The sequence below is a fragment of the Pandoraea sp. XY-2 genome (genome assembly GCF_004193915.1).
In the GTDB taxonomy this organism is placed as follows: Bacteria; Pseudomonadota; Gammaproteobacteria; order Burkholderiales; family Burkholderiaceae; genus Pandoraea; species Pandoraea cepalis.
On sequence record NZ_CP030849.1, the window covers coordinates 436,174 to 462,398 of the forward strand.

At 65.0% G+C, this 26,225-nt stretch carries 19 protein-coding genes and 5 pseudogenes; 5 read left to right on the forward strand and 19 right to left on the reverse strand.

Translation table 11 applies throughout. The annotated features are described in order from the left end of the window. Window positions 1-136: 136 nt before the first annotated feature. Complete coding sequence (locus DRB87_RS01925; RefSeq protein ID WP_130024664.1) at window positions 137-598, reverse strand: hypothetical protein; 462 nt, start codon at window positions 596-598, stop codon at window positions 137-139. Window positions 599-1,342: 744 nt separating this feature from the next. On the opposite strand from DRB87_RS01925, the gene DRB87_RS01930 reads away from it, so the two are divergent. The 4 genes from DRB87_RS01930 to DRB87_RS01945 all read left to right on the forward strand — a co-directional run bounded on the left by DRB87_RS01930 (window position 1,343) and on the right by DRB87_RS01945 (window position 4,972). Next, entirely contained in the window at window positions 1,343-1,765 is a 423-nt protein-coding gene (locus tag DRB87_RS01930; protein WP_130024665.1) for a hypothetical protein, read from the forward strand. A gap of 360 nt (window positions 1,766-2,125) precedes the next feature. Next, complete coding sequence (locus DRB87_RS01935) at window positions 2,126-2,311, forward strand: hypothetical protein (protein ID WP_130024666.1); 186 nt, start codon at window positions 2,126-2,128, stop codon at window positions 2,309-2,311. A 463-nt stretch (window positions 2,312-2,774) separates the two neighbouring features. Continuing rightward, window positions 2,775-3,815, forward strand: coding sequence for a porin (locus DRB87_RS01940; RefSeq protein ID WP_130024667.1), 1,041 nt, complete (start codon window positions 2,775-2,777; stop codon window positions 3,813-3,815). A 308-nt stretch (window positions 3,816-4,123) separates the two neighbouring features. Then, entirely contained in the window at window positions 4,124-4,972 is an 849-nt protein-coding gene (locus tag DRB87_RS01945) for a 3-hydroxybutyryl-CoA dehydrogenase (protein WP_130024668.1), read from the forward strand. 99 nt (window positions 4,973-5,071) lie between these two features. Here the strand turns inward: DRB87_RS01945 and DRB87_RS01950 are convergent, their stop codons facing one another. From DRB87_RS01950 to DRB87_RS02010, 12 genes and pseudogenes are all read right to left on the reverse strand, one after another. Then, window positions 5,072-5,746 (reverse strand): hypothetical protein, encoded by a 675-nt coding sequence (locus tag DRB87_RS01950; protein WP_130024669.1) that lies wholly within the window; start codon window positions 5,744-5,746, stop codon window positions 5,072-5,074. Continuing rightward, window positions 5,743-7,026 carry a hypothetical protein gene (locus DRB87_RS01955; RefSeq protein WP_130024670.1) on the reverse strand — a complete coding sequence of 428 codons (1,284 nt, stop codon included), beginning with the start codon at window positions 7,024-7,026 and terminating at the stop codon, window positions 5,743-5,745. The genes DRB87_RS01950 and DRB87_RS01955 overlap by 4 nt, the downstream gene beginning before the upstream one ends. Window positions 7,027-7,347: 321 nt before the next feature. Beyond that, window positions 7,348-9,270 carry a hypothetical protein gene (locus tag DRB87_RS01960; protein WP_130024671.1) on the reverse strand — a complete coding sequence of 641 codons (1,923 nt, stop codon included), beginning with the start codon at window positions 9,268-9,270 and terminating at the stop codon, window positions 7,348-7,350. Between the two features lie 188 nt (window positions 9,271-9,458). Then, window positions 9,459-11,303, reverse strand: a complete 1,845-nt coding sequence (locus tag DRB87_RS01965) for a hypothetical protein (protein ID WP_130024672.1) — start codon at window positions 11,301-11,303, stop codon at window positions 9,459-9,461. Between the two features lie 622 nt (window positions 11,304-11,925). Continuing rightward, entirely contained in the window at window positions 11,926-12,873 is a 948-nt protein-coding gene (locus DRB87_RS01970) for a nitronate monooxygenase family protein (RefSeq protein ID WP_130024673.1), read from the reverse strand. A 370-nt stretch (window positions 12,874-13,243) separates the two neighbouring features. Beyond that, window positions 13,244-14,167, reverse strand: a complete 924-nt coding sequence (locus tag DRB87_RS01975) for an MBL fold metallo-hydrolase (protein WP_130024674.1) — start codon at window positions 14,165-14,167, stop codon at window positions 13,244-13,246. A 43-nt stretch (window positions 14,168-14,210) separates the two neighbouring features. After that, window positions 14,211-14,641: pseudogene (locus DRB87_RS01980) on the reverse strand (MaoC family dehydratase). Between the two features lie 34 nt (window positions 14,642-14,675). Continuing rightward, window positions 14,676-14,849, reverse strand: a complete 174-nt coding sequence (locus DRB87_RS01985) for a DUF1289 domain-containing protein (RefSeq protein WP_240756144.1) — start codon at window positions 14,847-14,849, stop codon at window positions 14,676-14,678. Between the two features lie 85 nt (window positions 14,850-14,934). Then, window positions 14,935-15,452: pseudogene (locus tag DRB87_RS01990) on the reverse strand (YbaK/EbsC family protein). Window positions 15,453-15,510: 58 nt separating this feature from the next. Next, window positions 15,511-16,451: pseudogene (locus DRB87_RS01995) on the reverse strand (hydroxymethylglutaryl-CoA lyase). A gap of 49 nt (window positions 16,452-16,500) precedes the next feature. Then, a pseudogene (locus DRB87_RS02000) lies at window positions 16,501-17,441 on the reverse strand (2-hydroxyacid dehydrogenase). Between the two features lie 329 nt (window positions 17,442-17,770). Next, window positions 17,771-18,354: pseudogene (locus DRB87_RS02010) on the reverse strand (YaeQ family protein). Window positions 18,355-18,980: 626 nt separating this feature from the next. Here DRB87_RS02010 and DRB87_RS23200 point away from each other — a divergent pair. Then, on the forward strand, window positions 18,981-19,172 hold the full coding sequence (locus DRB87_RS23200; RefSeq protein WP_206100060.1) for a hypothetical protein: 192 nt from the start codon (window positions 18,981-18,983) through the stop codon (window positions 19,170-19,172). A 90-nt stretch (window positions 19,173-19,262) separates the two neighbouring features. Here the strand turns inward: DRB87_RS23200 and DRB87_RS02020 are convergent, their stop codons facing one another. The 6 genes from DRB87_RS02020 to DRB87_RS02040 form a co-directional block, all read right to left on the reverse strand. After that, the gene (locus DRB87_RS02020; protein WP_370363363.1) at window positions 19,263-19,826 is read right to left on the reverse strand and encodes a helix-turn-helix domain-containing protein; all 564 of its coding nucleotides are present in this window, start codon (window positions 19,824-19,826) and stop codon (window positions 19,263-19,265) included. 526 nt (window positions 19,827-20,352) lie between these two features. Beyond that, a complete protein-coding gene (locus DRB87_RS02025) occupies window positions 20,353-20,709 on the reverse strand; it encodes a hypothetical protein (protein WP_130024675.1) in 357 nt (118 codons plus the stop codon). Window positions 20,710-20,804: 95 nt separating this feature from the next. Continuing rightward, a complete protein-coding gene (locus DRB87_RS02030; RefSeq protein ID WP_240756145.1) occupies window positions 20,805-21,197 on the reverse strand; it encodes a helix-turn-helix domain-containing protein in 393 nt (130 codons plus the stop codon). A gap of 244 nt (window positions 21,198-21,441) precedes the next feature. Beyond that, complete coding sequence (locus DRB87_RS22935) at window positions 21,442-21,612, reverse strand: hypothetical protein (RefSeq protein ID WP_165385223.1); 171 nt, start codon at window positions 21,610-21,612, stop codon at window positions 21,442-21,444. Window positions 21,613-22,642: 1,030 nt separating this feature from the next. Continuing rightward, entirely contained in the window at window positions 22,643-23,839 is a 1,197-nt protein-coding gene (locus DRB87_RS02035; RefSeq protein ID WP_130024676.1) for a porin, read from the reverse strand. A gap of 278 nt (window positions 23,840-24,117) precedes the next feature. Next, entirely contained in the window at window positions 24,118-26,139 is a 2,022-nt protein-coding gene (locus DRB87_RS02040) for an acetyl/propionyl/methylcrotonyl-CoA carboxylase subunit alpha (RefSeq protein WP_130024677.1), read from the reverse strand. Window positions 26,140-26,225 lie beyond the last annotated feature (86 nt).

Genomic DNA, 26,225 nt, shown 5'->3' on the forward strand with positions numbered 1-26,225 from the left:
TCGCCCCGTGCAAGGCGACGGGGTCCGGTTGCGGTCCAACGCTCAGAGGAAGGTTCCGGTGGTACTTGGCGGCAGGCCAGATTAGCCACGCGATGCGATAGCGCCGTGACAGCCGCCCGCGGTTCGGAAGTCGTCGTCAGCGGGGTGGTTTCGGTGTGGCCAACGAACGTGGCGTGTCGTCCGGGCCGTCCGCGTTGCCGGCCATCGGTGGCGCCAGGCCCAGCCAGACGGCGGCCGCGTCAATGGCTACCGGGTCCACCGTGGCTTGTATGCGGTAGATCGACACGTTGCCACTTTCGTCGGCACAGAACAGGTCGCGCTCCAGATCCGCCAGGATGTCGAGCCGTTGCTGACATCGGTAGAAGCCTAGTGGCGTGAGATCCTGGACCAGCGCGGCGAGCGTTTCGGGATAGAGGTAGAGGCGGCGCGGCCAATGACCGTGCCGGGAGCGGAACGTGCCGAGGGCGCCGAGCACGTGGGCCAGCGTGCCGCCATGACCGCGAACGCACTCCATCAGGCACGACGGGTCATGCGCCAACGCAATGTCAGGGTCTGGCGTGCCGGGGCGAAGTCGGCCGGGAAGGGTCGGGTGTCCCATGGTTCACCCCGCGTAACGCACGACCATGCGTGCGCACGGCAAGCCAAGTATTGCCGATAACGTACAGGTATCCACAAACACTCCGTTGACTTCCCGAAGTTGCGTGCCCGGCGAATATTGGTCTAGTGATTTGATAGTTGCAGACGACTGCAACGGGCGAAATCCGCACTTTCGCCTAATCCGTCGGCATGAGGTGCCAACGATCCCGCGCCGGACAGCGGCAGGGACTCTGTGGCGCGCGACGACTCAATGAAAACCGGCGGACTGAGCCGCCGGTTGATGCCCCATCGGGGCGTCGCCAGCCGCGTGTACCGGCGCGGCATGGTATGGGCCAAGCAGACTTGGCACCGGGAAGGCATTGCCGTCATGCACTGAACCGTTTCCAGTTCCCGGCCGTGCCCATGCAGTTTGACTGCCCCTTGAGTATAGGTCGCGCACGTGTAAGCGAATCGACTTTTCGGATGAGGGACGCCGGGGCGGGCCCCTCGGTGGGCAAGCCCCGAATTGACACAGGATTTCCGTCGTGCCCACGGTTTCGTCCGCGCCGACTTTGGGGTTTAATGTCACCATTCACGACGTGATCGCAACGCATGCGGCTCCCGCATCGTCATCGCGCGATACGACGCCAGACCCCAGCCGAACATTCCAATGATGGCAATTAATTCTCTACAACGATGGACCCTGCTTGCCTGCCTCTGTGCGGCGCAGTCGGCGATCGCCGCCGACCAGTGCGAGGGAATCCTCATGCTGGCCAAGAGCGCGCAGACTGGCTTTGACAACATCTCCGGCCCGCTTGCGGCCAAGAACGACCGCGGCGAAAGCTATCAGGCCACCTACTCGGTGCCGGGCGGCGACTGCAAGGTGTTCCGGGCAAAGGGGCTCGCACCGACTTACGAATGTGTCTGGGATTACCAGAAGATCACGCCGGCGGATCTGCGCCGCGAGGCGCAGGGATTCGCCACGCAGGTCTCGCGCTGCACCCGGGGCGTGACCACGCTGCGCACGACCACGACAAACGCAGCCGGTTTGCCGGCCGAATGGCAGAGTGCGAGCCGGAAGTATGCGCGTCCGGTCAACTTCACCGTCACGGCACAGGACTTGGTCACACCGCGCGGCGAGCGCCTGCGAGAAATCTCGCTGTCCGTCGAAAAGCAGATCGAGAAGTAAGCGGTGCGCTACCGTCGCCGGGGGGGGGACCCCCTCTCGCGCTAGGCCGCTCGGTGGCGCGCCCCGTCCCGCTGGAAGGGGCTGGCGCCACCATGATGCGGCCGTTACAAACGGTTGCAGACCGCGCCACGCATTAACATCTTTTCGGTCGACGCTCATTCGACCGACCCGGTACAGTCATTCTTGAGGCGTATGGCGCACAGGTAACCCATCGGTGCCGTCCGCGTCTCGTGCCAACCGGCCCCACATTAGGGCCGGCCGCGATGGCTGAACCCAAATGAGTGCCCGACTTCGTTACTGTTTCCTGTTGCTGCTTGTGTGTGCCTATCCTGCCTGGGCAGGGGCGGGCGCGGGCGCGACATGCTGGATTTGAACAAGGCATCGCTGCGGGAAGACATCAGCCGTTTCAGCGCCGATCGCGGTCGCGGTCAGGCGGCCTATCCGAACTGGGCGGCCCCGGCGGAGCCGCGTGAGCGCCAATACTCGCCGCAAGGCGAGCCGCGCGGGTCGCGTGGCGGTGGTGGTGGCGGCCGTCGCGGTCGCTGACGCTTGTTGCCGCGGGCGGTCCCCCGCCGGCGTTGCTGTCCCCACTTCCAGTTTTTCCCCTCCCCTCCGATGTCCTTGGACGAGCCAGGCGTTGCACATGTGCAACATCGGATGCGCTCGCCCATTCCCAGCAACGTCTGCCAATCACGCGTCCCGCGCCTCCATTATTTCCCGACATCACGGCGAATGTGAGCAATCGCTAACTTGCTGATGTAAGGGACATATCGATTTCGTTATACCGAGACTAACTTTGGCGCGGATGGTCGGCTGAATTTTGTCTCCCCACCATTTCCCGGCCACTTCGTGTGGTGCGTTTTTTCTCGACGGTTCGGCCTATCTGCGCACGGCACGCCTGTGCGAGAATCACGGCCGTTTATCAGGGAGGCGCTTCGCCAGCGGGCGCCAGCCGCTCCCGTGCACACCGGGAACGGGCACACAAAAGACATAAACCAAGGAGAAGTGAATGAAGCGGAGCATGGCCAAGGGCATTGGCGGGGCACTCGTGTTGGGCGCGTGCATGAGCGCGCCGGCGTTCGCACAATCGAACGTCACGCTGTACGGTCAGGTCGACGCCTGGATGGGCGCGGTCAAGAACCCGGGCGGCGATCGCGCCTGGACGCAGGGCGGCGGCGGCATGTCGACATCGTACTGGGGCATGAAGGGTAACGAAGATCTCGGCGGCGGCCTGAAGGCGGTGTTCGTGCTGGAGGACTTCTTCCGTCCGCAGAATGGTCAATACGGCCGCTTCCAGGGCGATTCGATGTTCTCGCGCAACGCGTACGTCGGTTTGTCGTCGGACACCGCCGGCACGGTCACGCTCGGCCGTCTCACCACTTCGTACTTCGTCTCGACGATCCTGTTCAACCCGTTCGTCGATTCGTACACGTTCAGCCCGATGGTGTTCCACACGTATATTGGCGCGGCCGGCCAGGGTATCGTGGGCGACTCCGGCTGGAGCAACGCCGTGATGTACACGACGCCGACCTTCAAGGGCCTGTCGGGCAGCGTCTCGTATGCGTTCGGCAACAAGGCCGGTGAGACGGGGCAGAACAAGTGGAGCGCGTCGGCGTTGTACTTCAACGGTCCGTTTGCGGCGAGCGTCGCTTACCAGCAGGTGAAGTTCGATTCGCAACCGGACGACCTCGCCGGCATGACGGGCTTTCGCAGCCAGCAGGCCGTGCAAGTAGGGGCGACGTACGACCTGCATGTGGTGAAGTTGTTCGGCCAGTATCAGTACATCCGCAACAACATCACCGGCGGCGGTGTGTCGGAGAATGGCGGCCAGCTCGGCGTGTCGGTGCCGCTGGGCAACGGCAGCGTGCTCGCCTCGTACGCTTACACGAAGAGTTCGGGCGCGAGCAATGTCAACCGCAAGACGTGGGCGCTCGGTTACGACTACCCGCTGTCGAAGCGTACGGATGTCTATGCTGCGTACATGAACGACCGGGTGAGCACGCTGTCGGGCGGCGATACCTTCGGCGGCGGCGTTCGCATGAAGTTCTGACGTTCCCCGCGCACGCCGACTTTATGCGCGTGCCGAAGGAATTATCGAAGGGGGGCAGACGCCGATTGGGCGCGTCTGCCCCCTTGGTTCGTTATGTCGATCGCGATGTCATTGTTTGCGGACACCGACACCGACACCGACACCGACACGCTCGGCAGATCACACGCCCGGCAGATCACACGCCCGAGTCAGCATCGTTTCGCAGAGCGGTTTCATGTGTCACCGAATCCACGGGTCCGCGCTATGATTTGTGCACCGCGCAAGACGGTATTCCCGCCATCCCCGAGCACAAACGGAGTAGAGACGACATGACGATTCAACACGTAGGCATCATTGGCGCAGGCACCATGGGCAACGGCATTGCACAGGCCTGTGCGGTGGCCGGGCTGCCGGTGACGATGGTCGATATCAGCGATGCCGCCGTACAGAAAGGCGTGGCGACGATTGCCGGCAGCCTCGATCGCCTGATCAAAAAAGACAAGCTCACGGCCGCCGACAAGCAAGCCGCACTGGCGCGCATCACAACCTCAACCGACTACGCCTCGCTGGCCGACGCCGACATCGTGATCGAGGCGGCCACGGAGAACTTCGATCTGAAGGTCAAGATCCTCAAACAGCTCGAGGGCGCGACGAAGGACAGTGCGATTCTCGCGTCCAACACGTCGTCGATCTCGATCACTCAGCTTGCCGCCGTGGTCGCCAAGCCGACGCAATTCATCGGCATGCACTTCTTCAACCCGGTGCCGCTGATGGCGCTCGTGGAGATCATTCGCGGCTTGCAGACGAGTGACGAGACGCATGCGCGTGTCGATGCCCTCGCGCGCCGACTCGGCAAGTCGCCGATCACGGTGAAGAACGCGCCGGGCTTCGTCGTCAACCGGATCCTGGTGCCGATGATCAATGAGGCCTTCTTCGTGCTGGCCGAGCATCTGGCGTCGCCCGAAGAGATCGACGAAGGCATGAAGCTCGGCTGCAATCATCCGATCGGACCGTTGGCGCTCGCCGACATGATCGGTCTCGATGTTTGCCTGTCCGTGATGAACGTCTATTACGAATCATTTGCGGACTCGAAGTACCGTCCGTGCCCGTTGCTCAAGGAAATGGTCGCCGCCGGGTATCTCGGACGCAAGACCGGGCGCGGCGTTTACACGTATTGATGCGCGCCGGCTGAACGGGCGGAAGCCCCGGCGCGTGCGCCGCGCCGGGGCCGGACCTGAGTGCGCATGATGCCCTGCAATCGATGCGCGACCCGCGTCTCACTCTGACGGCGCGGGGCCGGTGCCGTGCGACAACACCGTCTCCGACGACACTCGACTCGTGTCCTGGCGCGCGCTGATGGACGCGGATAGTCCGGGCGAACTCCCTGAACTCTCTGAACTCCCCAAACTTAAACGTCCGGCCGAACCCTTCGGGCTAGGCCGGAGGAATCCGAGCGGGCGGGTAAGGGATACGGTGTAGGGCGTGCCCGGCAGATGCCCGATATCCAGGAGTGCCCGGTTGATAATGCGGCCTGCTTCATATCGCGAGGTCGCGCCCGAGAACGAGATGGCTTTCGTCGTGCTCCACGGATCGAGCAGCAATGTCGAATGGCGCGTCAGGTAGGCAGCTTCCCGGAAGAATTCCCGACTGATGCCGTCGCGATACTGCGGATGTGGCGGATTTGGCGTCGAGCGATCCAATAGCTGAATAAAATGTTCGGATTCCGTATAAATCACCATGACATGCGGCGGACGATTCTGTGGCTTGAACGTGATCATGCGGATTTCATCCTTAGAGACGCCGTTCTCTAGCAGGCGGTGGAAGAGAATCTCGGCATTCTCCTGGCAAAAGGCTTCGGCCGAGGCGTTCAACTCGTAATACATCGACGTGATCTCGGCCGCGAGGCGTTGCTGTTTGGGCAACGGCAAGGTCGGATCGATCTCCTTGCTCATGGAGCCGCGAAGGGCCATACGATGGCCGACGATCGAGTTGTCGCGAATCGGCTTGAGATCTGCGCGATTCGTTCGAAGCAGATGCAGTTCACTGAGTTCGGCAAACGCGAGTTGAATGGCCTCTTGTGAAGTTTCGTCAGGGACGTGGCGAATGGCATGCGAAATGTCTTCGAAACTGGTGGCGATGCTGTCGGGCGGATATTCGTGGTGGCTCGAACCGCATCCGCCACCGCACAGTCGCAGGGGGCGTGGGCGTGCCATTGCCCCGTGCTCGCGTCGACAGTCACCGGCACTTGTGCACGCCTTTCGGCGCCCTGAGGGGCGTCGATCAGCCAGTGATCGTCACTGAGGCCGCGTCGTGCCTGGTAGTAACCGGCTTCGCCCCTCAGGTAGTGCTGACCCTTCACCAAAACGACGCGCGCCGGTTCCCCGTCGGGGAGATGATCGGCCGGTAGACGTTGTTCGTAGCCTTGCAGATATTCGTCTTCGTCGACGATTTCAGGCTGACTCGCGAGGGCGGGAGCGTTCGCCGCGTCAGCCAGTGGCGCGGCGGCAAAGCGCGCGGCGTCTCCAGCCTCGGCGGCGTCGATGCCTTCGCCTTCGTCATGCGCATCGCCTAGCCAGCCGGGTTGGATGGCGTTGGCCGCACCGCCGTCGGCCATCGCTTCGGCAGGTATCGCATTTGCATGGCGCGTCTGGACGGATTTGATGATCGGCCGAGGCGCCGACGGCGCGGGCACTGGCGCGGACGAATCGCCGCGAAGCGGCGGTGCCGACCCCATGAGGCGCGGATCGGCATATTGGAGAAATCCGGCGATCTTTTCCGGATCGAGGCTTTTGCCTTCGAGTTCGTCGCAGGCGATGTCGGCCAGATCGCCAGGCAGCCGCAACAGGGGCACGACGGGCAGCAGGTCTGTCGCGAGGTCCAGCGCTTCGCCGCCTTGACGAACGCGTTGCCGAACCTGCGGATCGACCTCCTCGCCGCTGAGGATCTCATAGGCGTCGCCCACCGATTCGCCAAGGTAGCGGAACGGCGCGCGAGCTGCGGCCACCGCTTTCAGGAAGTCGTGAAAGGTGTAATCCGACTTGATCAACGGGTGATCCACCGGCCGTATGTCCACGTCGTCGAACTCGGTTCTTGTGGTTGTGTTGGCCAACGCAAGCGCTTCGGCATCGATCGCCGTGTCGATGTTGGCACTGACTTCGGCGGAGCGGTCGGGGGCAAGGTCGCGTTTTGGCACGGCGCCGGATGCAGGGGGCACGAGATTGGCGACCAGCATGATCGCGAGGGCGGCAGGCCATGCCGCGTTGTGTGTCGGCCGGCCGGTGCCCACGCGCTCACGAAGTGCTGGGACGTGTAGCCCGGTCCCGGGTCGCCCGAGGCGCGCGCCGCGAAACGCATGGGACAAGCCCGCGGCGGGCCCCGACCCGTTCGCGCGATGTTGGGGCGCATGCGGGAGTCCGTAGCACGGGGAAACACGGGGGAGGCGGTGGTGTGAAGCAAATGGCATGAAGTCCTCCAAAGGGGCGGTCGGTGAGGCACACCGACCGCCATAACGCGCAGCGCGCGACAAAGCGGGCTGTGAGGGCGAACCCCACCGTCACGCGAGGGCGTGTGGCGAGGGCGGGGCATCCTTCCGACGATGCGGATTCGCCTCGGCGCTCCGCCCGCTCGGGGTCGCGCGATGCATGCCGAGCGGGCGCGTCACGGAAACGACATAGGGATGTCCGGGAACGTGTCCAATATCGGCGAGTGCCCGGTGGATCATGCGGCCGGTCGTGCGCCGGCTGGTCGCGCGCGCAAACGAGATGGCTTTCGTAGTGCTCCACGGGTCCAGCAGCACCGTTGAATCGCGCGTCAAGTAGGCGGCTTCCTGGAACAACTCGTGACTGATGCCGTCGCCGTGAAGGGCCGACGGTGGCTGCGGTGTCGAGCGGTCCAGCAACTCGATGAAGCTGTCGGATTCCGTGTACAGCACCGCGACATGCGACGGCTTGTTGTGCGGCTTGAGGGTGATCATGCGAATCCGATCTCGCGAAATACCGTTCTCGAGCAGGCGATGAAACAGGATCTCGGCGTTCTCCTGGCAAAACGCTTCACTTGCCTCGCGCCATCCGTAATGCGTCGCCGTGATCGTGGACGCGATGCGTTGCTGCTTGATCAGCGGCGCGTTCGGATCGATCCGTTTTCTCATGGCGCCGCGCAAAGCGATTCGGTGATGGATGATCGAGTTGTCGCGACCGGGTTGCAGATCGGGGCGATTCGTTCTTCGCAAGCGTAAGGCGCTCAATTCTGAGAACGCCGCTTGAATCGCCTTTTTCGCCCCTTCGTCGCGAACATGGCCTATTGCATGCGCGATGTCTTCAACGCTGTTGGCGATGCTGTCCGGCGCATCGGCGGGGCGACTCGCCCCACATCCACCGCCGCACAGGCGCAGCGGCGCGTGAGCGTGCCATGTGCCGGTGCTTGGGTCGTACGTCACCGGCACTTGCGCCCGTCGCTCGCTGCCCGGCGGGGCATCTATCAGCCAATGGTCGGCGCTCACGCCGCGATGTGCCCGGTAATAGCCTGCGTTCCCTTTCAGGTAGTGATGGCCGTTCACGAGGACGAGATCCGGCGATTCGCCGCCGGGGCGCCGAGCGGCCGGCAGCGGTTGCGCATAGCCGCGCAGATGGGTATGTTCGTCGACGATGCGGTGCCGGTTCGCCGGTGCCGGTTCGCGTGCCACGCCCGCCGCAGGGTGCTGGGCGGGCCGGGCGGGGTGTGCTGCGGCGGCAGTGCGAGTGCCCGCGATTTCGCCCCGCGCGGTCGCTCGCGCGAGTGTTCGCGGCGCCGATCCCATCACGCGCGGGTCGGCATATTGCAGCAGGCCGGCGAGCTTGCCGGGATCGGGAGGTTTGTGCCCGAGTTCATCGTCGACCAAGTCCGCCAGATCGCCGGGGAGTCGCAACAGCCGCACGCCGGGCAGCACGGAGGTCGCGAGATCCAGGACATCGGCGCCGTGCTCAACGCGGCGGTGTACGTCTGGATCCATCGTCCGGCCGCTGAGGACTTCGTAGGCGTCGCCCACCGACGCCAACAGGTAGTGGAAAGGGGCGCGCGCGGTGGAGACGGCTTTCAGGACGTCGCGAAACGTATAGTCCGTCTTGATCGTTGTCGAGTGCTTCACGGGGCGGCGAATCACCTCCGCGTGCGCGGACGCGGCCAGGGCGCCCGACGGCGGCACCGCGTTGGCATTGATTGATCCGACGCGCGGGGTGCCCGCGCCCTCGCCCTCGCGCGTGTGATGCGAGGATGCGGGCACGCGCGCGAGGGCCGGTGCGGCGAGATTGGCGACAAGCAGGAGGGCCAGCGCGGCGGGCCAGACGTGATCGCCGGGCGTGTGTTGGGTGGCAGACCGCTCACGCGGTACGCGGGTCGACGAACCGGACTCGGAGCGTGTCGGGCGCGCACCGCGGAAGGCACGGCACAAGCCCGTCGCGCCGCTTGGCGTGCTTTCGTGCCGTCGCGGTACGTGAGGCATGTGAGTGACGCGAGGGACATTCGGTAGCCCGTAACAAGGCGCGACTCGCATGTCGCGGCGGTGCGAAGCGAATGGCATGAATGCCTCCAAAGGAAAGGGAGATCAATTGTCCGAGGCCGCGAGGGCGGGAAGGCGCAATGCGCGAATCGGAATCGTCGGCGCGTGCTAACGCGTGACACGCGCCGGGATCAGACCGGCGTACCGTGTTCGCCACCCGCGAGTTGAATCGGCGGGTTCCGGAGCGCCGAGCCGGACCTTGGCAAGGCGCCTGCCGAACCGACCGGACTTCTCGTGTCGGCGCCGCCGCCCGTGGCTGCCGCAGCGCGCTCGCGCGGTGTGGGGTAGGGCCGGGTCAGCGACACCGTGTAGGGGTTGCCGGTGCGGTGGCCGGCATCCGCGAGCGAGACGTCCAACATGCCCATCAACGCCTCGACATCGTTCGCGTGCCGGAACGACGATGCCTTGATTCGGCTCCAGGGGTCGAGCAGCACGGTGGTGTCGCGCGTCAGGAACACCGCGGCCGTGAAACGATTGCCGTTGATGCCGTCGACATGCCCTTTCACCGGCGGTTGCGGCGTGGACAGATCGAGCAGATCGATGAATTGATCCGATTCGGTGTAAAGCACCATGACATGCGGCGGGCGGCCTTGCGGCTGCAAGGTGATCATGCGGATATGGTGGCTGGGAACCCCGCGGATCAGAAGGTAGTGAAAGAGAATCTCCGCATTTTCCTGGCAGAAGGCTTCGGCGCTGAGTTCGAAGATGTTGTATTCCGGGTAATTGTCGTAGTGCATCGCCGTGATCAGGGCGGCCTCGCGCTGTTGCTCGAACAAGGTGGAATGCGGGTCGATGCGCATCAGTTGGGGGGCCAGGACACGGCGGTGCTCAATGATCGAGTTGTCGCGCAATGCCCGCAGGTCCTCACGGTTCGTTCGCATCAGGTGCAGCGCTCCAAGATCGCTGTACGCCTGCAGTATCGCGCGCCGCACGTCATGATCGGCGAGGTGGCGGATGGCGTCGGCGACGTCGTTCTTGCTCATGGCAACGCTGTCGGGGGTGGACGAGCGACTCGGACCGCATCCGCCGCCGCACAGGCGCAACGGGGCGTCTGCATGCCATTCGCCGGACGGCGCGTCGTAGGTCACCGGCACTTGCGCGCGCGCGCCGCGCGGCGCGTTGATCAACCATTCGCCCGCGCGCTGTCCGGGCGTCACTTGGTAATAGCCGGATTCCCCGCGAAGATAGTGGCGGCCGTTGATCGTCATCAGTTGGCGCCGTGACCCTTCCGGAATGCTCTCGGGCGGCAACGATTGTTCGTATCCCTTAAGGTGTTCGCGCTCGCCTTCGATGCGCAATCCGTGCCCGACACCGAGACCTTCGACGTCGGCGGCCTGCGCGTCGACGATCTCCGCGCCGTGCTCAGGCGTCGCGTCGCGCGGCGGTTCGAGTCCGTCGCCGTCAACGTCAACGTCGCGTACCACCGGCGCGTCGGCCTCGACGCCATGCGCTGACACCGGCGCATGCACCGGCCCACGCCTGAATAGCACCGGTTGTGCCGGCGCGGACGCGTCCTGAATCGGCATGTCTCTGCCGATCGTGCGCGGGTCGCCATATTGCAGAAAGTCGGTGAGCTTGGCCGACGACGGCGGTCTACCGTCGAGTAGGTCGGCGGCCAGATCGGCGAAATGTCCGGGCACTCGCGCCATTTGGACTTCCGGGATTAGCCCGGTGGCGACGTCCACCACACCGCCGAGGCGTTGCACCGCGTCGAGCGTCGGTCGATCCACGGGGTTGCCGCTCACCGCGCTGTAGGCCTCGCCGATGGATCTTCCAAGATGCCGAAACGGTGCGCTGGCGGTGGCCACGGCCCTGAGAAATTCCTGGAAGGTGTAGTGGGTCTTGATCAGCGAGAGGGGGAGCGGGTGTATTTCGACGTCGCTTGGGACGTCTGGTAGTCCGTCTAAGGGCAGCGCCGTGGCGTTGGCGAGTGGACTGTCTTCCTGCACACGGCTGTCGAGGAGGCGGGGGAGCATCGGTGTGGCGCGTACCGTGGGGGCCATGAGATTGGCGACCAGCATCACGGCGAAGGCCGCCGGCCAGGGACTGGCGGGCGAGGCCTTGGGGGGCTGACGCGATGGCGCATGTCTACCTCGCCATGACAGCGCCTGCGGGAATTGCGTGTGCCGTGGAACGCGTGCGGGAAGTCTGGTGAAGTGGGCGCCGGCGTCCCACGAGCGGGCGTGGCGTCGCGGGCATGGTAGAGAGGGGGCGAGTGGATTGCGCGACAATGCGACGAAAACCGCATGAAAGTGCCTCCTGACGATGGGGTGAAGGTGCGTGCCGGCGCCGACATGAAACCGAATCGACGGCCATGGGCGAAGACTGCCATCGCGTGAAGGGGCGTGTTTGCGCTTCGGCCGAGCGCACTGTCGATTCCGGCGCATTGCCGCGAGGTGCTGACGTGACGTCATGACGCGACCGGCCACCGGCGCGACGGGGCGTTGTGTCCGGCGACGGGCGCGACGAGGCCGCGGCGAATGGCGAGGCGGGAGCGGTGGTGAGGGGGCGAAGTGGGCGGCGGGGAGAGAGGCGGCCGTCGAGTCGCGGTGAAACGCCGCGCCGAAACGTCGATTCGTCCGGCGCGCGCGTGCGTTGTCAGCCGGCCAGTCGTTTGCGCGTGTCGTCGTATTCCTGCTTCAGGCGCGCAATGATCTCGGCTGCGGGGCGCACGTCATCCATCAATCCCACTCCCTGACCCGCGCCCCAGATGTCCTTCCACGCCTTCGCCTTGGAGAAATTCATGGCGCTCTTGTCGGCCGTAGGCAGGTCATCGGGGTCGAGGCCCGCATTCAGAATGCTCTGGCGGATGTAGTTGCCCGACACGCCAGTGAACAGGTTCGTATAGATGATGTCGTTGGCGCTGGCCTCGACGATCGCCTGTTTGTAAGTGTCGCTGGCGTTGGCTTCGGAAGAGGCGATAAACCGCGTGCCGATATACGCGAGATCGGCGCCCATGGCCTGGGCGGCGAGAATCGATCCGCCGTTGGCAATCGCGCCGGAGAGCACGATGGGTCCGTCGAAGATCTTGCGGACCTCGCCCACCAGCGCGAACGGCGAGAGCATGCCCGCGTGGCCGCCGGCCCCGGCGGCGACGAGGATCAGCCCATCCACACCGGCTTCGAGCGCCTTGTTCGCATGACGCAGATTGATCACGTCGTGCAGCACGATGCCGCCATAGCTGTGCACCGCGTCGAGCACCTCCTTGGGCGGCGCGCGCAAGCTGGTGATGAAGATCGGCACGCGATGCTCCACGCACACCCGCACGTCGTGTTCAAGCCGCTGGTTCGACTGGTGCACGATCTGATTGACGGCGAGCGGACCCACGATGGCGTCCGGATTCGCCGCCTGATACGCGGCGAGTTCTTCGGTAATGCGCGAGAGCCAGTCTTCGAGAATTTGCGGCTCACGCGCGTTCAGCGCAGGGAACGAGCCGACGATCCCGGCCTTGCACTGTGCGAGCACCAGTTCCGGGTAGCTCACGATGAACATCGGCGACGCCACGACAGGCAACGCCAGGTTTTGCAGAATCTTGGGAAGGGCCATGAAGTCTCCTCGAGCAGGACATTCGGCGAGCGACATCATTGCGTCGACGCCCAATTCGCAGCAGGTTAATTTCGCGAACGATCGTTCGATTATAGGGGGATTCGTTCGTCGACCGTCGAGCGGGCACTCGAAGAAAGCTTCGGTTCCGTCGAGGGAATTCGCGCGCGTATCAGGGAAAGTCCCCTTGGGGACGGGGGCGTCGCGACTAGGATGAAAGCGCGTGCCAAGCGGCGTCAGCATCAAGACGCCACAGGACGGGCGCCGCGTTAGCGACCGCAGCGTTCGTCCGGCACGTCACGTCCTCAAACGCCGCTTGCCGTGACTGGCAAGCGGCGTTGTTTTTTTCAAAGATCTCGAAAGCCCGGTGCGCCTAGACGGCGTACAACGTATCCGTCTCACACTCGTAGCGCACTGCGCCTGCCTTGGCGAGTTCCGCCACGAGGCGGTCGAGCAGATCGGGCCAGGCCGACGGCGGCGCAAGCATCGCGGCGGCGCTGCGCCATGCCCGCGCGGTGTCGAGTGTGGCCTTGAGCGCTGTGCCCGTCATCTCACTCTCGGCCATGAGACGGAAGACGATCAGCACCTTGAGCGCGTTGCGCGCATTGCGTGCCGGATCGCTTTGCAAATAGTCAAGGCGCGCGCGCGCGGTGGCGAGTGCGCCGTCGATATCGCCGAACGGTTTGCCGTGTCCTGGAATCACCTGCGCCACATCGAGTTGCTCGATGAGGTCGAGCACGGCCGCCTGTTCGGCGAATCCGGACTCGCCGTCGAGCTCCGGAAAGATCACGCCGAAGCCGCGCTCCCACAGCGCATCGCCGGAAATCAGGATGCCGTCGGTGGCGTTGTAGAGCATCAGCGCGTGCGGATCGTGGCCCGGGGCGCCGAGAACGAGCCATTCGCGCTCGCCGAGCGTCATCGCGTCGCCGGGCGAGAGGGTGTCGTCGAAGGTGAAGCGCGCGCACTGCTGGCCGGTCGCCTCGAACGACAGACGCCGCGCATCCCAATGGCGCACGGGATCGGCGTCGGCGGCGGGGACCCATGTGCGGCAACCGTAGCGAGCTTGAAGTGCCGCGTTGCCGCCGCAGTGATCGGAGTGCAGATGCGTGTTGACGAGCCGTGCGAGCGGCTGACCCTGCGGCAGCGCGTGCGCGACGAGCGCGAGCGTCTGCTCCGCATGCGTGACGTAGCCGCTGTCGACGAGTGTTGGCGCGTCGCCGAGGAACAGGACATTGTTCGAGGAGAGCCAGCCGCGCTCGAACACGCGAAGCCCGGCGGGCAGGGCATGCGAGGTCATGGACGTAGGGGCATGAGGAGGAACACAGGGCGCGGGCGGCGTGTCACGCCGGCTTGGCGCTTACGAGGATCTTGGCGGTGGCGGCGATCACCGTCTCGCCGCGTTGATTGACGGCCTCGCCGTCGAGCGACACGATGTCGCCCGCGAGTTTGTCTTTCCACAGGCTGTCGGTCACGGTCCAGCGCACGGTGATGTCGTCGCCCGCGTGCACGGCGCGGCGCAACTTCATGTCGAATTCGAGCCCGAGCGGTTGGGCCGTCTTCGAATAGTGCGTGGCGAGCAGGGCGGCCAGATAGGACATCTGCTGCGTGCCCGACGAGATCAGTCCGCCGAAACGCAGGTCGGCGGCCGCATAGTCCGCGTCGTGGTGCAGTGGATTGAAGTCGTGCGCAAGCGCGGAAAATTCGCGGATCGAGTCAGGCGAAAAATGGTGGTGGCGGCGAAGGTCTCGCCAATGGCAACGATTTTTCCCATATGCGATATAGAAAGCGTTATGCGTCGGGGCGCGTCATGCGTTGCCCGAGCCGGGGTCGTTGGCGATCACGCGGCGATACTGCACCGGCGGCGGCTCGTGTTCAACACGTCGTGCGGGCAACAGCGACCAAATGTGGCGCTTGTCGCCCTCGGCCATCGTCGACCACGCGGCAATTTCGTCGAGCGTGCGCCAGCAACCGAGCACCACCCCGTCGCTGGATTCATGCGGCAGATGTTGGTGCAGGGCGACGGCACGGGGGACTCGGGCAGGGTCATGATGGCCTTGGGGGGGCTTAGTCGCGCAGCGCCACGTCGACGACGGGCGCGCCGTCATCGCCACGAGCTGCGTTGGCGTGAGGTTGAACACGGCATGCGGGTGCCCGGCGGCGGCCCACAGGCTGGTGAGCTTGAGCAGGTCTTCGTCGATCAGCGTGAGCGGCGACACGACGTGCCCGATCGGGCTGACGCCACCAATTGAATAGCCCGTCTTCTCCTTGACGAAACGCGCATCGGCGCGGGCAAGGTCGCCGACCTGTGCCGCCACCTTCTTCTCGTCGACGCGATTGATGCCGCTCGCGATGACCAGCACGGGGGTGTCGTCGGCGGCGCGGCGAAAGAGGATCGACTTGGCGATCTGGGCCACGTCGCAACCGAGGCCGGCAGCGGCCTCGGCCGAGGTCTTGCCGGTGCTCGGCAGAAGCACGATCGGCTGGTCGTGGCCCAGGCCGGCGAGCAGCCGTGCAACGTGACGTGCGCCTTCGGGAAGAGCGTCCTGTTGGGCGGGTTCGGGAGTCCGGGGTGTCTCGCTCATGGTCGTGTCAGTGTCTTCGAATCACAGGGTCGACGCGGGCACATTGGCCCGCGCGGTATCACACACAGGTGGGCGCGCCGTCCTGCAGTTTCGCGAGCATGGCGCGGCCGACGCGTGACGCGTTCGGCCGGTCGATGGCGCGCGAAATGAAGTCGCCCGTGCGTACGACGGCGTCCAGGTCGATGCCGGTCTCGATGCCGAGACCCTGCAGCAGATACACCACGTCTTCCGTCGCCACGTTGCCCGTCGCGCCCTTGGCGTACGGGCAGCCGCCGAGACCGGCGACGGACGAGTGGAAAATCGAGATGCCCGAAAGCAGCGCCGCGTAGACATTGGCGGTCGCCTGGCCGTAGGTGTCGTGGAAGTGGCCGGACAGACGCTCGATCGGGAACACCTTCGCGCAGGCTTCCATGACTTCGCGGGTGCGCGAGGGCGTGCCCACACCGATGGTGTCGGCAATGTCGATTTCGTCGCAGCCGAGCGCCGCGAGTCGTTGCACGACGTCGACCACGCTCGCGACGGACACTTCCCCTTGGTACGGGCAGCCGAGCGCGCACGAGATGCTGCCGCGCAAGCGCAGACCGGCGTCCTTCGCCGCGCGCGCGACGGGTTCGAAGCGCTCGATGCTCTCCACGATGGAGCAGTTGATATTGCGCTGCGAGAACGCTTCGCTCGCGGCGCCGAAGATCACCACTTCGTCGGCCTTGGCCGCCACCGCCCCCTCGAAGCCGCGCAGGTTCGGCGTGAGCACCGAGTAGATCGTGCCGGGACGACGCGTAATGCCCGCCATCACCTCGGCGCCGTCGGCCATCTGTGGCACCCATTTGGGTGAGACGAACGACGTCGATTCGATATTGGCGAAGCCGGCGGCCGACAGTCGGTCGATCAGCGCAATCTTGATGTCGGTCGGTACCGGCTGTTTTTCGTTTTGCAGACCGTCGCGCGGCCGACTTCGACCACTTTCACGTGCTTCGGCAGATTAGACGTGGACAAGGACATGCGGTGTCTCCTTGGAGGGGTTCGGGCAATGGCGCGCGTAGGCGACGGCTCAGTAGCCGCGCGTCGGGTCGACGATGCCGGTGATGGTTTCGCCGCGTTCGAGCGCGGCGATCTTCCGGCGATCTGCGCGACCGTTTCGTCGCGCAACGTCAGGGCGGAAATGTGCGGTGTGAGCGTCAGGCGAGGTGCGTGCCAGAACGGATGGTCGGCCGGCAACGGCTCCGTGCGAAACACGTCGAGCGTGGCCGCGGCGATCTGGCCGCTGTCCAGCGCGGCAAGGAGGTCGTCTTCCACCAAGTGCGCGCCGCGCGCGACGTTGATCAGGAACGCCCGTGCGCCAACTTCGCAAACAGCCTGGCGTTGAGCACATCGACCGTTTGCGGCGTGAGCGGCAGCAGGTTGACGAGTATGCGGGCGCGGACACGCAGGCATCGAAGCCGGCGTCGCCGTGGTGCAATTCGATGCCGCTATCGTCGCAGCGCTGGCTGCGGGTCCATGCACGTACCGGAAAGCCGAACGCCTTGAGTGCCTTGGCGACGTGCGCGCCGAGCGTGCCGTATCCGAGCACCGCGACGGGGAAGTCCGCGAGACGGTTCGGCTTCTGGAACTTCCACTGGCCTCGGGTTTGCTGCGCGTCGAATTCGTCGAGACGGCGGAAGTAGCGTAATGCGGCGGCGCTCACGTACTGCGCCATCTGGTCGGCCATGCCGGCGTCTTCGAGACGGACCAGCGGCACGCCCGCCGGCAGGCGATGTGCGCCTTCGCCGTGCGCGCCGAGCACGCCGTCCACCCGGCGCCCAGGTTGAAAATCGCTTTCAGGCGCTCGCGCGGTTGCAACACTTCGGCATTCGGCTTCCAGAGCACCAGGTAGTCGGCCGGTGCCGTGTCGCCGGGCTGCCAGCCGCGAATGCCGGCCTGCGGCAAATGCTCGGCGAGGCCGGCTTCGTAGGCGGCGGTCTTGCCGTCCGGAGAAAAGATCAGGATGTCCATGAGTTGCGGGGCAGACGCGTATAGGAATGAGCCATGGCGATAGGCCAGCGAGGTGACGACCGGTGCCGGTCTTTCTGGGGGGCGTTGGGGACGCGGCCGTGTTCACTCGATTGACGTTAACGTCAAGTGTAACGCAGCTTGTGGTGTCGCGCGTACTGCGGCGAGGCCGGAGGCGCGGAGGGCGACGAGCCGCGTGGACGGCGAGAACGGCGAGGAGGGCGAGGAGGGCGAGGAGGGCGAGGAGGGCGAGGAGGGCGAGGGCGGTGACGTTGTGACGCGGCGCAGCGGCACAGCGCGCCGCGCCGCCGTCGGGGAATGCCCGAAGCCGGTCAGTCGTTGGCGGCCGCGCGCAACGTCACGAGGTTGACGGCGAAATTGTGGCTGTCGTCGGCGATCCAGACTTCACCGTCCTGAATCGTGCACTGGAGGCGCATCGTGCGCGCGGCGAGTGCCGTGAGCGCCTCGGCGGATGTCTCATCGAGCATGCGCACCGTGAGGTTCGACAAGCGGGTGATCTGCGACTCGGTCGCCTGCCACCAGACGGCGGCGGGTTTGCCGCGTACGCCACGACGTCGACATGCGTCGCACGGCCCGCGGCTTTGACAAGGCGCCGTGCGTCGGGCTGCCGACGTCGATCCAACGGACGATGTCGCCCCGAAGTCGTGTTCCCACAGGTCGGGCTCGTCGGCGTTGGAGAGGCCCTTGCCGAACGTGAGCCGTTCATCGGCATACAGCATGAAGGCCAGCAGGCGCACCATCATGCGTTCGTCGGTTTCCGACGGATGCCGGCGAGCGTCAGGCTATGGGCGGCGTAGTAGTGGCGGTCGAGGTTGGTGATCTGCACCTCGGCCTTGTATATGGTGGCTTTGAGTGCCATGCCGGGAAACCGCAGGAATGAAGGAGTCGCAAGCATACACTAGCGCGTTGTCCCCGCTCTTCCAGGCGGCATGGCAGGCCGATGGCGCACGGCGGCAAGCGGGCGGCAAGCTCGTTATACTGGCGGCCCGCCTTACCTGATGTGTCTCCCATGCCGGTTCCTGTACCGCAAACGATCAACGTCAACGGTTATCCGATGGCGTACGTCGAGACCCCTGCCCCCGCCGACGCAGTGGCGCGCCGCTCTTGCTGGTTCACGGTTCGCTTTGCGATTGCCGTTACTTCAAGCCGAACATGGCGCCGTTGGGGCAGCGGCGGCGGGTGATCTCAGTGAGTCTGCGTCACTACTGGCCGAAGCCTGGAGCGGCCACGACGGCACGTTCTCGGGGGAGCAGCACGCCGAGGACCTGGCCGCGTTCGTCACGCGTTGGCGTCGGCCGGTCCATATGCTCGGCCATTCGCGCGGCGGCTATGTCGCGTTGCGCACGGCGCTGCTCGCGCCCGACACCGTACGCTCGCTGATACTGGCGGACCGGGCGTGGAATCAGCGGCGGCCCGGCGCAGACACCACTCGACCGCGAGCGGGGCAGGTTCCGCGAACAGGCGCTTGCCGCCATCGAGTCCGGCGATATCGACGGCGGACTGGCGATCTTTATCGACACCGTGAGCGGCCCGGATACGTGGCGGCGCATGGTGCCGTGGTTCAAGCAGATGGTGCGCGACAACGCGCACACCCTGATCGGTCAGGTGGCCGAACCGCGTACGCCGTTGCCGATCGACGCCCTTGGCGCGTTGCATGCGCCGGTGCTTTTGATGGGCGGCGCGCAAAGTCCCGCCCCTATCCCGACGTGCTGAATGCGCTCGCGTTGCGCCATGCCGGAAGCCCGGTCGCATGGTGATCCAGGACGCATCGCACGGCATGAATCTGGCCAATCCGATTGCGTTTCACCGCGCCGGTGGACGCCTTCCTCGGGAACGACTGAACCCGAGTAGCGACGCCGGCGCGCGGGGCCGGCGTTGCCCGGCGCCGGGCACGCGCGCGCCGCGCGGCCGTCGCGTCCCGCGATCAATCGTCCCGCTCTCATTTCGTCGCGCAACACGCCGTGGCCCAGACGCAAGCTCAGCGTGCGGACCAGATCGGCATCCACGCCTGATCGCGGTCCGACAGTTTCTGCATGGCCCGGTTGAGCGAGGGATACGGATCGCAGGGCACCGCCACCCCGAGTCAGCCACCATGCCGTTCGACGAATCGAACGCCAGCAACTCATGCGGCGGCAGTCCCAACGTGTCGGCGAGAATGCAGATGTTGCGCAGCGAGATATTGCGCTTGCCTCGCTCGACACCGCTCAGGTATGAGCGCGCCAGACCGCTTTCCAGGGCAAGCTTGTCTTGCGCCCAGTTGTACTTCTTGCGCAAACCGGCCAGGTGTCGGCCGAATCTGAATAAATTGGTGTCCATAAGAATGTTTTCCTTGTTAGGGACAAGAAGATTGAAACAAAAAGCCGGCATTGGGGACGGTGCCTCGGGTATCCCCCGTTTGCGAGGCACGAACTACCGAGTCCGCAACGCGGATTTTTTGCGGACTTTCGGAGAAGGCACAAAGAGTGCGTGCTTTCAGACGGTAGTGGTGGCGCCAGTTTGCGTTACCGCTCTGCTGGCGTTTCGATACGCTTTGTCGCACTCCCGTGAACCGGAGCCGCGCAGTGTGACACCGGACATGGCGGCCCAAGCCATCACGCGATTCTGAAAGTTTTCGCCTTGGGATGTCACTCGATGTTGACGGGGCGAACCGGACGTTGTGTCGAGCGGCGCGAATGGTCGGCAGTCATCGGCCGGCTGTCATGCTTGATAGGCTTGGCGCGCGTGAGATAGGCACGGCGCGGTGATACGTCCATTGCGGGATGTAAGACGCTCGCCGCGGCGAGCGTTTTCACGGAAGGCCAGGTCACGCTTACAAGACGAACGCTTGCGCAACGTCCCCGCGATGCTGGGGGACTTTGCGCAATGTCCTAAGAATCAATTGCCTCGCTTTCGCTCACTCGTCATCGCCGGTGGGGAAATGCCGCGAGTCTTCGCGTGCGATGGCGTCGGATCTGGCGGTATTGGACGACGTGACGGATGCGTCGTGGCGTTCGGATGGGGTGCGCCCGGGGTCACAGATGCGCGCGACGGGATGGGCGGCGTCGGTGCCGGTGCCGGTGCCGTCGGCAACGCGGTAGTCAGCTTCCCTAGGCGCGGCGAGTTGAAGATGGGCAGGAAAGCCTGCGGAGAACGCTGGGGCGATGGGCGTCTGTCTAGCGGCGTTGGGAAGCCCGGGGGGGGCGGCGTCATCGAGGTCGTCGAAATCCTCGGCATCTTCGATGTCGTCGCGCGCTTCGTGTCGATTGCGCATATCTCGCGCATCGCAGCAGGCACTGCCGTGTGCGACAGACAAGGGGCCGCATCGGTCTGCGTAAGCGTCGGTCGCCAACGGCGGCGCCGCCTGACTCAGGCGGGAGCTGAGGCTTCGAATGATTTCGGCGAGCCAGACCTGATCGCGGTTCTCGAGGCGGCACACGAACGGCTGATCTGCGGCAGTGGCGTGCGATCGGGCGGCGCTGCGGTGTCGGCGGCTCCGGCCGCCTGCGCAAAGCGCAGCATTTCTGACGTTGGCACGCCGAGCGTATCGGCCAGTACGCAGATATTGACGAGGGCGACGTTGCGTCGACCGCGCTCGATGCCGCTGACGTACGAGCGTGCCAGGCCGCTCTCGAGCGCCAGTTTCTCCTGCGACCAGCCGCGCGCCTTGCGCAGGCAGGCCAGGCCAGATGGTCTCCGAACAGCGCGAGTGGATTCGTTTGCATGGCGGAACTCCGTTGACGAGTCACACAGCGTAATCAATCCCCCGCGTCTTGCGACGTTATATCGCTCTCCTCCCCATGCGTTACAGGCGGGCCTCTATACAGAGTTGGCGACCTCTATAGCGCAGAACTTATCGGACGCTTCCCAATTCGTGGGGCCGCGCCATCACACGAGACGTTGTCAGCCGATGGGACGACACGCTGACATGGAACAGCGCGAGTGCATCGGATGGTGCTGGCCGTGTCGTAGGGCAATGATGTCGATCAGCGCAGGCAGAAGCGGGCTAGCGCTCCGCGCAGGACGGCGGGCAGCGCGGCGCGAAACCGAATGGGCGCGACAGCGTGGCGAGGCCCTCGCCATTGAGCACGCGAGCGCCTTCCAGGTGGGTGGCCAGCCGGCAGAAATCTTCTCGACTCATGCCGACGCGCTCGCAGGCGATATCGAGCTGTTTCACATCGTTCGGATGCAGCTCGAGGGTGGGTGATGCGCTCTGAGGCGGTGTTCATGTCTGCCAATTTTCTCGGGTTCAAAACATTGGGCATGCCGCGCGGTGAAGCGCATGCCGAAGCGCCCACGCAATAACGCGAGCGAGCGTGATCCGACGGCGCGCGATGGAGGGCGTCGGGGGGCTAATGCAATGCGTGGGCAATACGAGGCTGTGGGCGCGAAATCGGCCGCCCGAGCCGTGGGCGGCAGTACGGCGCTAACGCGTGAGAGCGATGCTCGTAACGGCGGGGAGGGATGACTCTCTATCCGGCTAGGACATCTGTGCCGGAATACAGCATGAGTACTGCGGACTGCGGACTACGGACTGTGACTTCAAGTACGACGACAACTCGGTGCGACTCGTTGAACGGTCACTGACGACTTCGGTTCCGGCAGCGTCTGCGCCAACGGTGGCTGGCCAACGTCAAATTACGCGGCGTCCTTCAAGCGAATGCGCGAGCAAGGGTACGGCGATGACTACGGCGATATCGCAAGACTCGTGAGACGTGGGTCGCCGCCGCGGTGCGTGCGGCAGCGCGTTGCAGTTGCATGACACGTGCCACTGTCGCCGTGACGGCGAGCGTCGCGACCCTAGCCAAATGACGAAAATCACAAACCCTCTCCCTAAGCGACGACAGCGCGGCGTAACAACAGACCTAAGCGATGACTGTGCCCAGTGACGACCGGCCCGAGTGACGGCAGCGCGAGAGACATCGGCGCGAGAGACATCGGCGCGCGTCGAACGCAAGGCGAAATTCAGAAAGCGGGGAGGCCAGTCGTCGCAAGTCGGTTGCTACCGCAACAAACTTCAACAGGAGCGAATTCTAAATAGATTCCCGAATAGGGTAAATACCAATAACGCAAATTGTGTATTTTTTAAGACAGAGGAATCGCAATGATCCAAACGATCGTTTGAATTTCAGCTGCTTAAATTCATTGAAGAAATCGGCCCGAACCCGCGGGCTTCCACGTGTTCGGGCCGATCAGGACGAAGGGGGTCAGAAGCTGTGCTTCAGGCCCATGCCGACCAGCAATTGCGTTCGTGCGCCGGCGTTGAAGCCGTACGAACCGACCGACGCGGTGGCTTCCACCGTTTGACCGCGATCCAGCGTCTTGCCGATGGCCTGTTGATAGCCACCGATGACGTAGGTCGACGTGCGCTTGGACAGCGCATAGGTGACGCCGGCATTGAACTGGTTGTAGTGAGCGCCGAGGTTGCGCGCACCGCGCATTCGCGTGTAGCTATAGCCGATGCCCGTGTTGATCGCCGGCGTCAGGGCATACGTGGCGAAGGCGTTCACGGTGTCGAATGTCGCCGTGCCGGTGAATTCCGACAGACCATCGCTCGCGTACTGGGCATTCGAATACGACAGCCCAAGGATCGCCGGGCCAACGGCATACTTGCCGGCCACGCGCGCGATGCGTACCTTACTCGCCGTACGGAAGCCACTGTTGATCGGCGAGTTGAACAGCGAGCCCGCGCTGCTGGTCCACTCGCGATAGCCATAGGCCGCCCGCGTGTTGCCACCGTCCGCGAAGAAAAAACCGGCGCCGAGCGCGAGCGGACCGTTGTTGTAGGCACCGGCGACGCCGTACGACCGGCCGGCCCCGGTTTCCCCGGCCACGTTGCCCGATGCGTACATGCCTTCGAACTGCAAGCCGCCGAAGTTCGGTGTGGCGTAGCGGATCGAGTTGTTGATGCGTGCGCCATTGTCGTAGTTGTCGACGTCGCCCGGCGTGGCAAAGAACCCACCGAAGTAGCCGTCTGCGGTCATGCCCTGCACGAGATTGACGACCGGGTCGTACTGACGGCCGATCGTCACTTCGCCCCATTCGATGCTCTTCAGGCCGACGATGGATTTGCGTCCGAACGCCCGGCCGCCGTTACCCATCTCGCCGTTGACCGCATTGAAGCCGCTTTCGATCTGGAACATCGCGGACAGTCCGCGGCCCAGCGGTTCGGTGCCACGCAGGCCCCAGCGGCTGCCGGAGATGATGTTGCTCGTGATCATCGATCGCGATTGCGGGCCGTTGATGCTGGCCGTGTGATTGGCGTGGACGAAGCCGGAATCGATCGTGCCGTAGAGGGTGACGTTGCTTTGCGCATTGGCGCCGGCAGACAAAGTCAGGAGGGTGAGTGTGGCGGCGAGCGCAATGGCGCGCGGGCCGATGAACGAGTGAGGACGTTGAGTCATGGTGTCGAGCGCTTAACCGCGCATGGTGGAAATCGACACCGAGAATATTTCCGAACAGCCATTCGGATTCCTTATGAAAATTCCGAATGCGCTGAAATCCCCATGGCAGCGACCCCCTGTCGGGGGTGATGCCGAAGTTTCTAGGAAGTGTCCTCAAATTTCATCGCGCGCTACCGCAGTAAGCGGTAGCGCGAAAAGCACCGTCCTGCGCGAGTCAATGTGGATCCGCGCCATCGTGTGCTGCGGCGTGATGCCGGAGCACCGCGCCAGGACGATCGCTATCGCTTGAACGCCAGCAACTGGGCGCCTTCCGGCACCTGGTCGCCGACGGCGAACAGCACCTCTTCGATTTCACCGTCCGCGGGTGCGCTGATGGTGTGCTCCATCTTCATCGCTTCCATCACGAGCAGCGGCGCGCCCTTCTCGACCTTCGTACCGGCGGGCGCGAGCACGGCGATGACCTTGCCCGGCATCGGCGCCGTCAGCCGCCCCTCGCCCCCTTCCTGCGCCCCCGCTTGTGTCAGCGGATCGTGCCAGCGCAGCGTCCAGGACTGACCGTCGGCGAAGACGTGCGCGGCGTCGTGCTCGAAGTCGACATGCCCTTGAACGCGGCGATCGCCGAGCGTCACGCGATACACCCCGGCGTCGTGGGCGTAGCGATACGGGTACGTCTGCCCGTCCACGGTGAGCGTGCTCGCCTGCGGCCCGCTCGTGAGGAGAACCGACAGCCGCGTCTCGCCGTGATCGAAGGCGAGGGTGCGCTGGTAGTCGCCGTTCAGGCGCCACCCGGTGGCGAGCTGCCACGGCGAGTGGTGATCGATGCTGTCCTGATATTTGCGGCGGCCGATCACGGTTTCGCGGGCCAGCTGCGCCGCGACGGCCAGTGCCAGCGTGGTCGCCGGTACCGGGGCGGCGGCCGGGAACAGCGTGTCGCGATGACGCTCGATCAGCCCGGTGTCGAGATCGGCCGCCGCGAACGGCTCGCTGGCGACCAGGCGTCCGAGGAACGCGATGTTCGTCTGCACGCCCACCACGCGATACTGGCCCAGCGCGCGTCGCATGCGGGCGAGTGCTTCGTCGCGGTCCCGACCCCACACGATCAGCTTGGCGATCATCGGATCGTAGAAGGGCGAGATGGTGTCGCCTTCGCGCACGCCCGAGTCGATGCGCACGGCGGCCGGTGCGTCGGCGCTGCCGATCTCGAACTGGACCGCTGCGGGCGGACGCAGCGTGCAGAGCGTGCCCGTCGACGGCAGGAAGTTGTTATCCGGATTCTCGGCGTAGATACGGGCTTCGAGCGCATGCCCCTGAATGCGCAACGCGTCCTGCTTGCGCGGCAACACTTCGCCCGCCGCCACGCGCAATTGCCATTCGACCAGATCGAGCCCGGTGATCATTTCCGTGACCGGATGCTCGACCTGCAGGCGCGTGTTCATCTCCATGAAGTAGAAAGAGCCGTCCTGATTGGCGATGAACTCGACCGTGCCCGCGCCGACGTAGCCCACGGCCCGCGCGGCATTACAGGCGGCTTCGCCCATGGCGCGACGACGCTCGTCGGTCATGCCCGGGGCGGGGGCTTCTTCCAGGACCTTCTGGTGACGGCGCTGCACCGAGCAGTCGCGCTCGAACAGATAGACGCAGTTGCCGTGCGTGTCGGCAAATACCTGAATCTCGATATGGCGCGGACGCGTCAGGTACTTTTCGACCAACACGCGCTCGTCGCCGAAGCTGCTGGCGGCTTCGCGCTGGCAGGACGTGAGCGCGGCGCGAAACGCCGAACTGCGCTCAACCACGCGCATGCCCTTGCCGCCGCCGCCCGCGCTGGCCTTGAGCAGCACGGGGTAGCCGATCTCGTCGGCGCGCTCGTGCAGGAACGCGGCGTCTTGATTGTCGCCGTGGTAGCCCGGCACCAGCGGCACTGCGGCGCCTTCCATCAGGGTTTTCGCGGCGCTCTTGCTGCCCATCGCATGAATGGCGCCGACCGGCGGGCCAATGAAGACGATGCCGGCCTCGTGACACGCGGCGGCAAAGGCTTCGTTCTCGGACAGGAAGCCGTAGCCCGGGTGGATGGCCTGGGCGCCGGTGGCCTTGGCGGCGTTGATGATGGCATCGATGCGCAGATAGCTCTCGCGCGCGGCGGCGCCACCCACGTGCACCGCTTCGTCGCACACGGCGACATGCTTGGCGTGCGCGTCGGCGTCGGAATAGACGGCCACCGTGCGAATGCCCAGCCGTGCGGCCGTGGCGGCCACGCGGCAGGCGATTTCGCCGCGGTTGGCGATGAGGATCTTGTCGAACATGCTGCCTCCGGAAAATGATCGATTGGGGCGGCGCCTGCATATCGCACTTCGCTTGTGACGAAGGGCCACTGACTTGCGCCATTCTC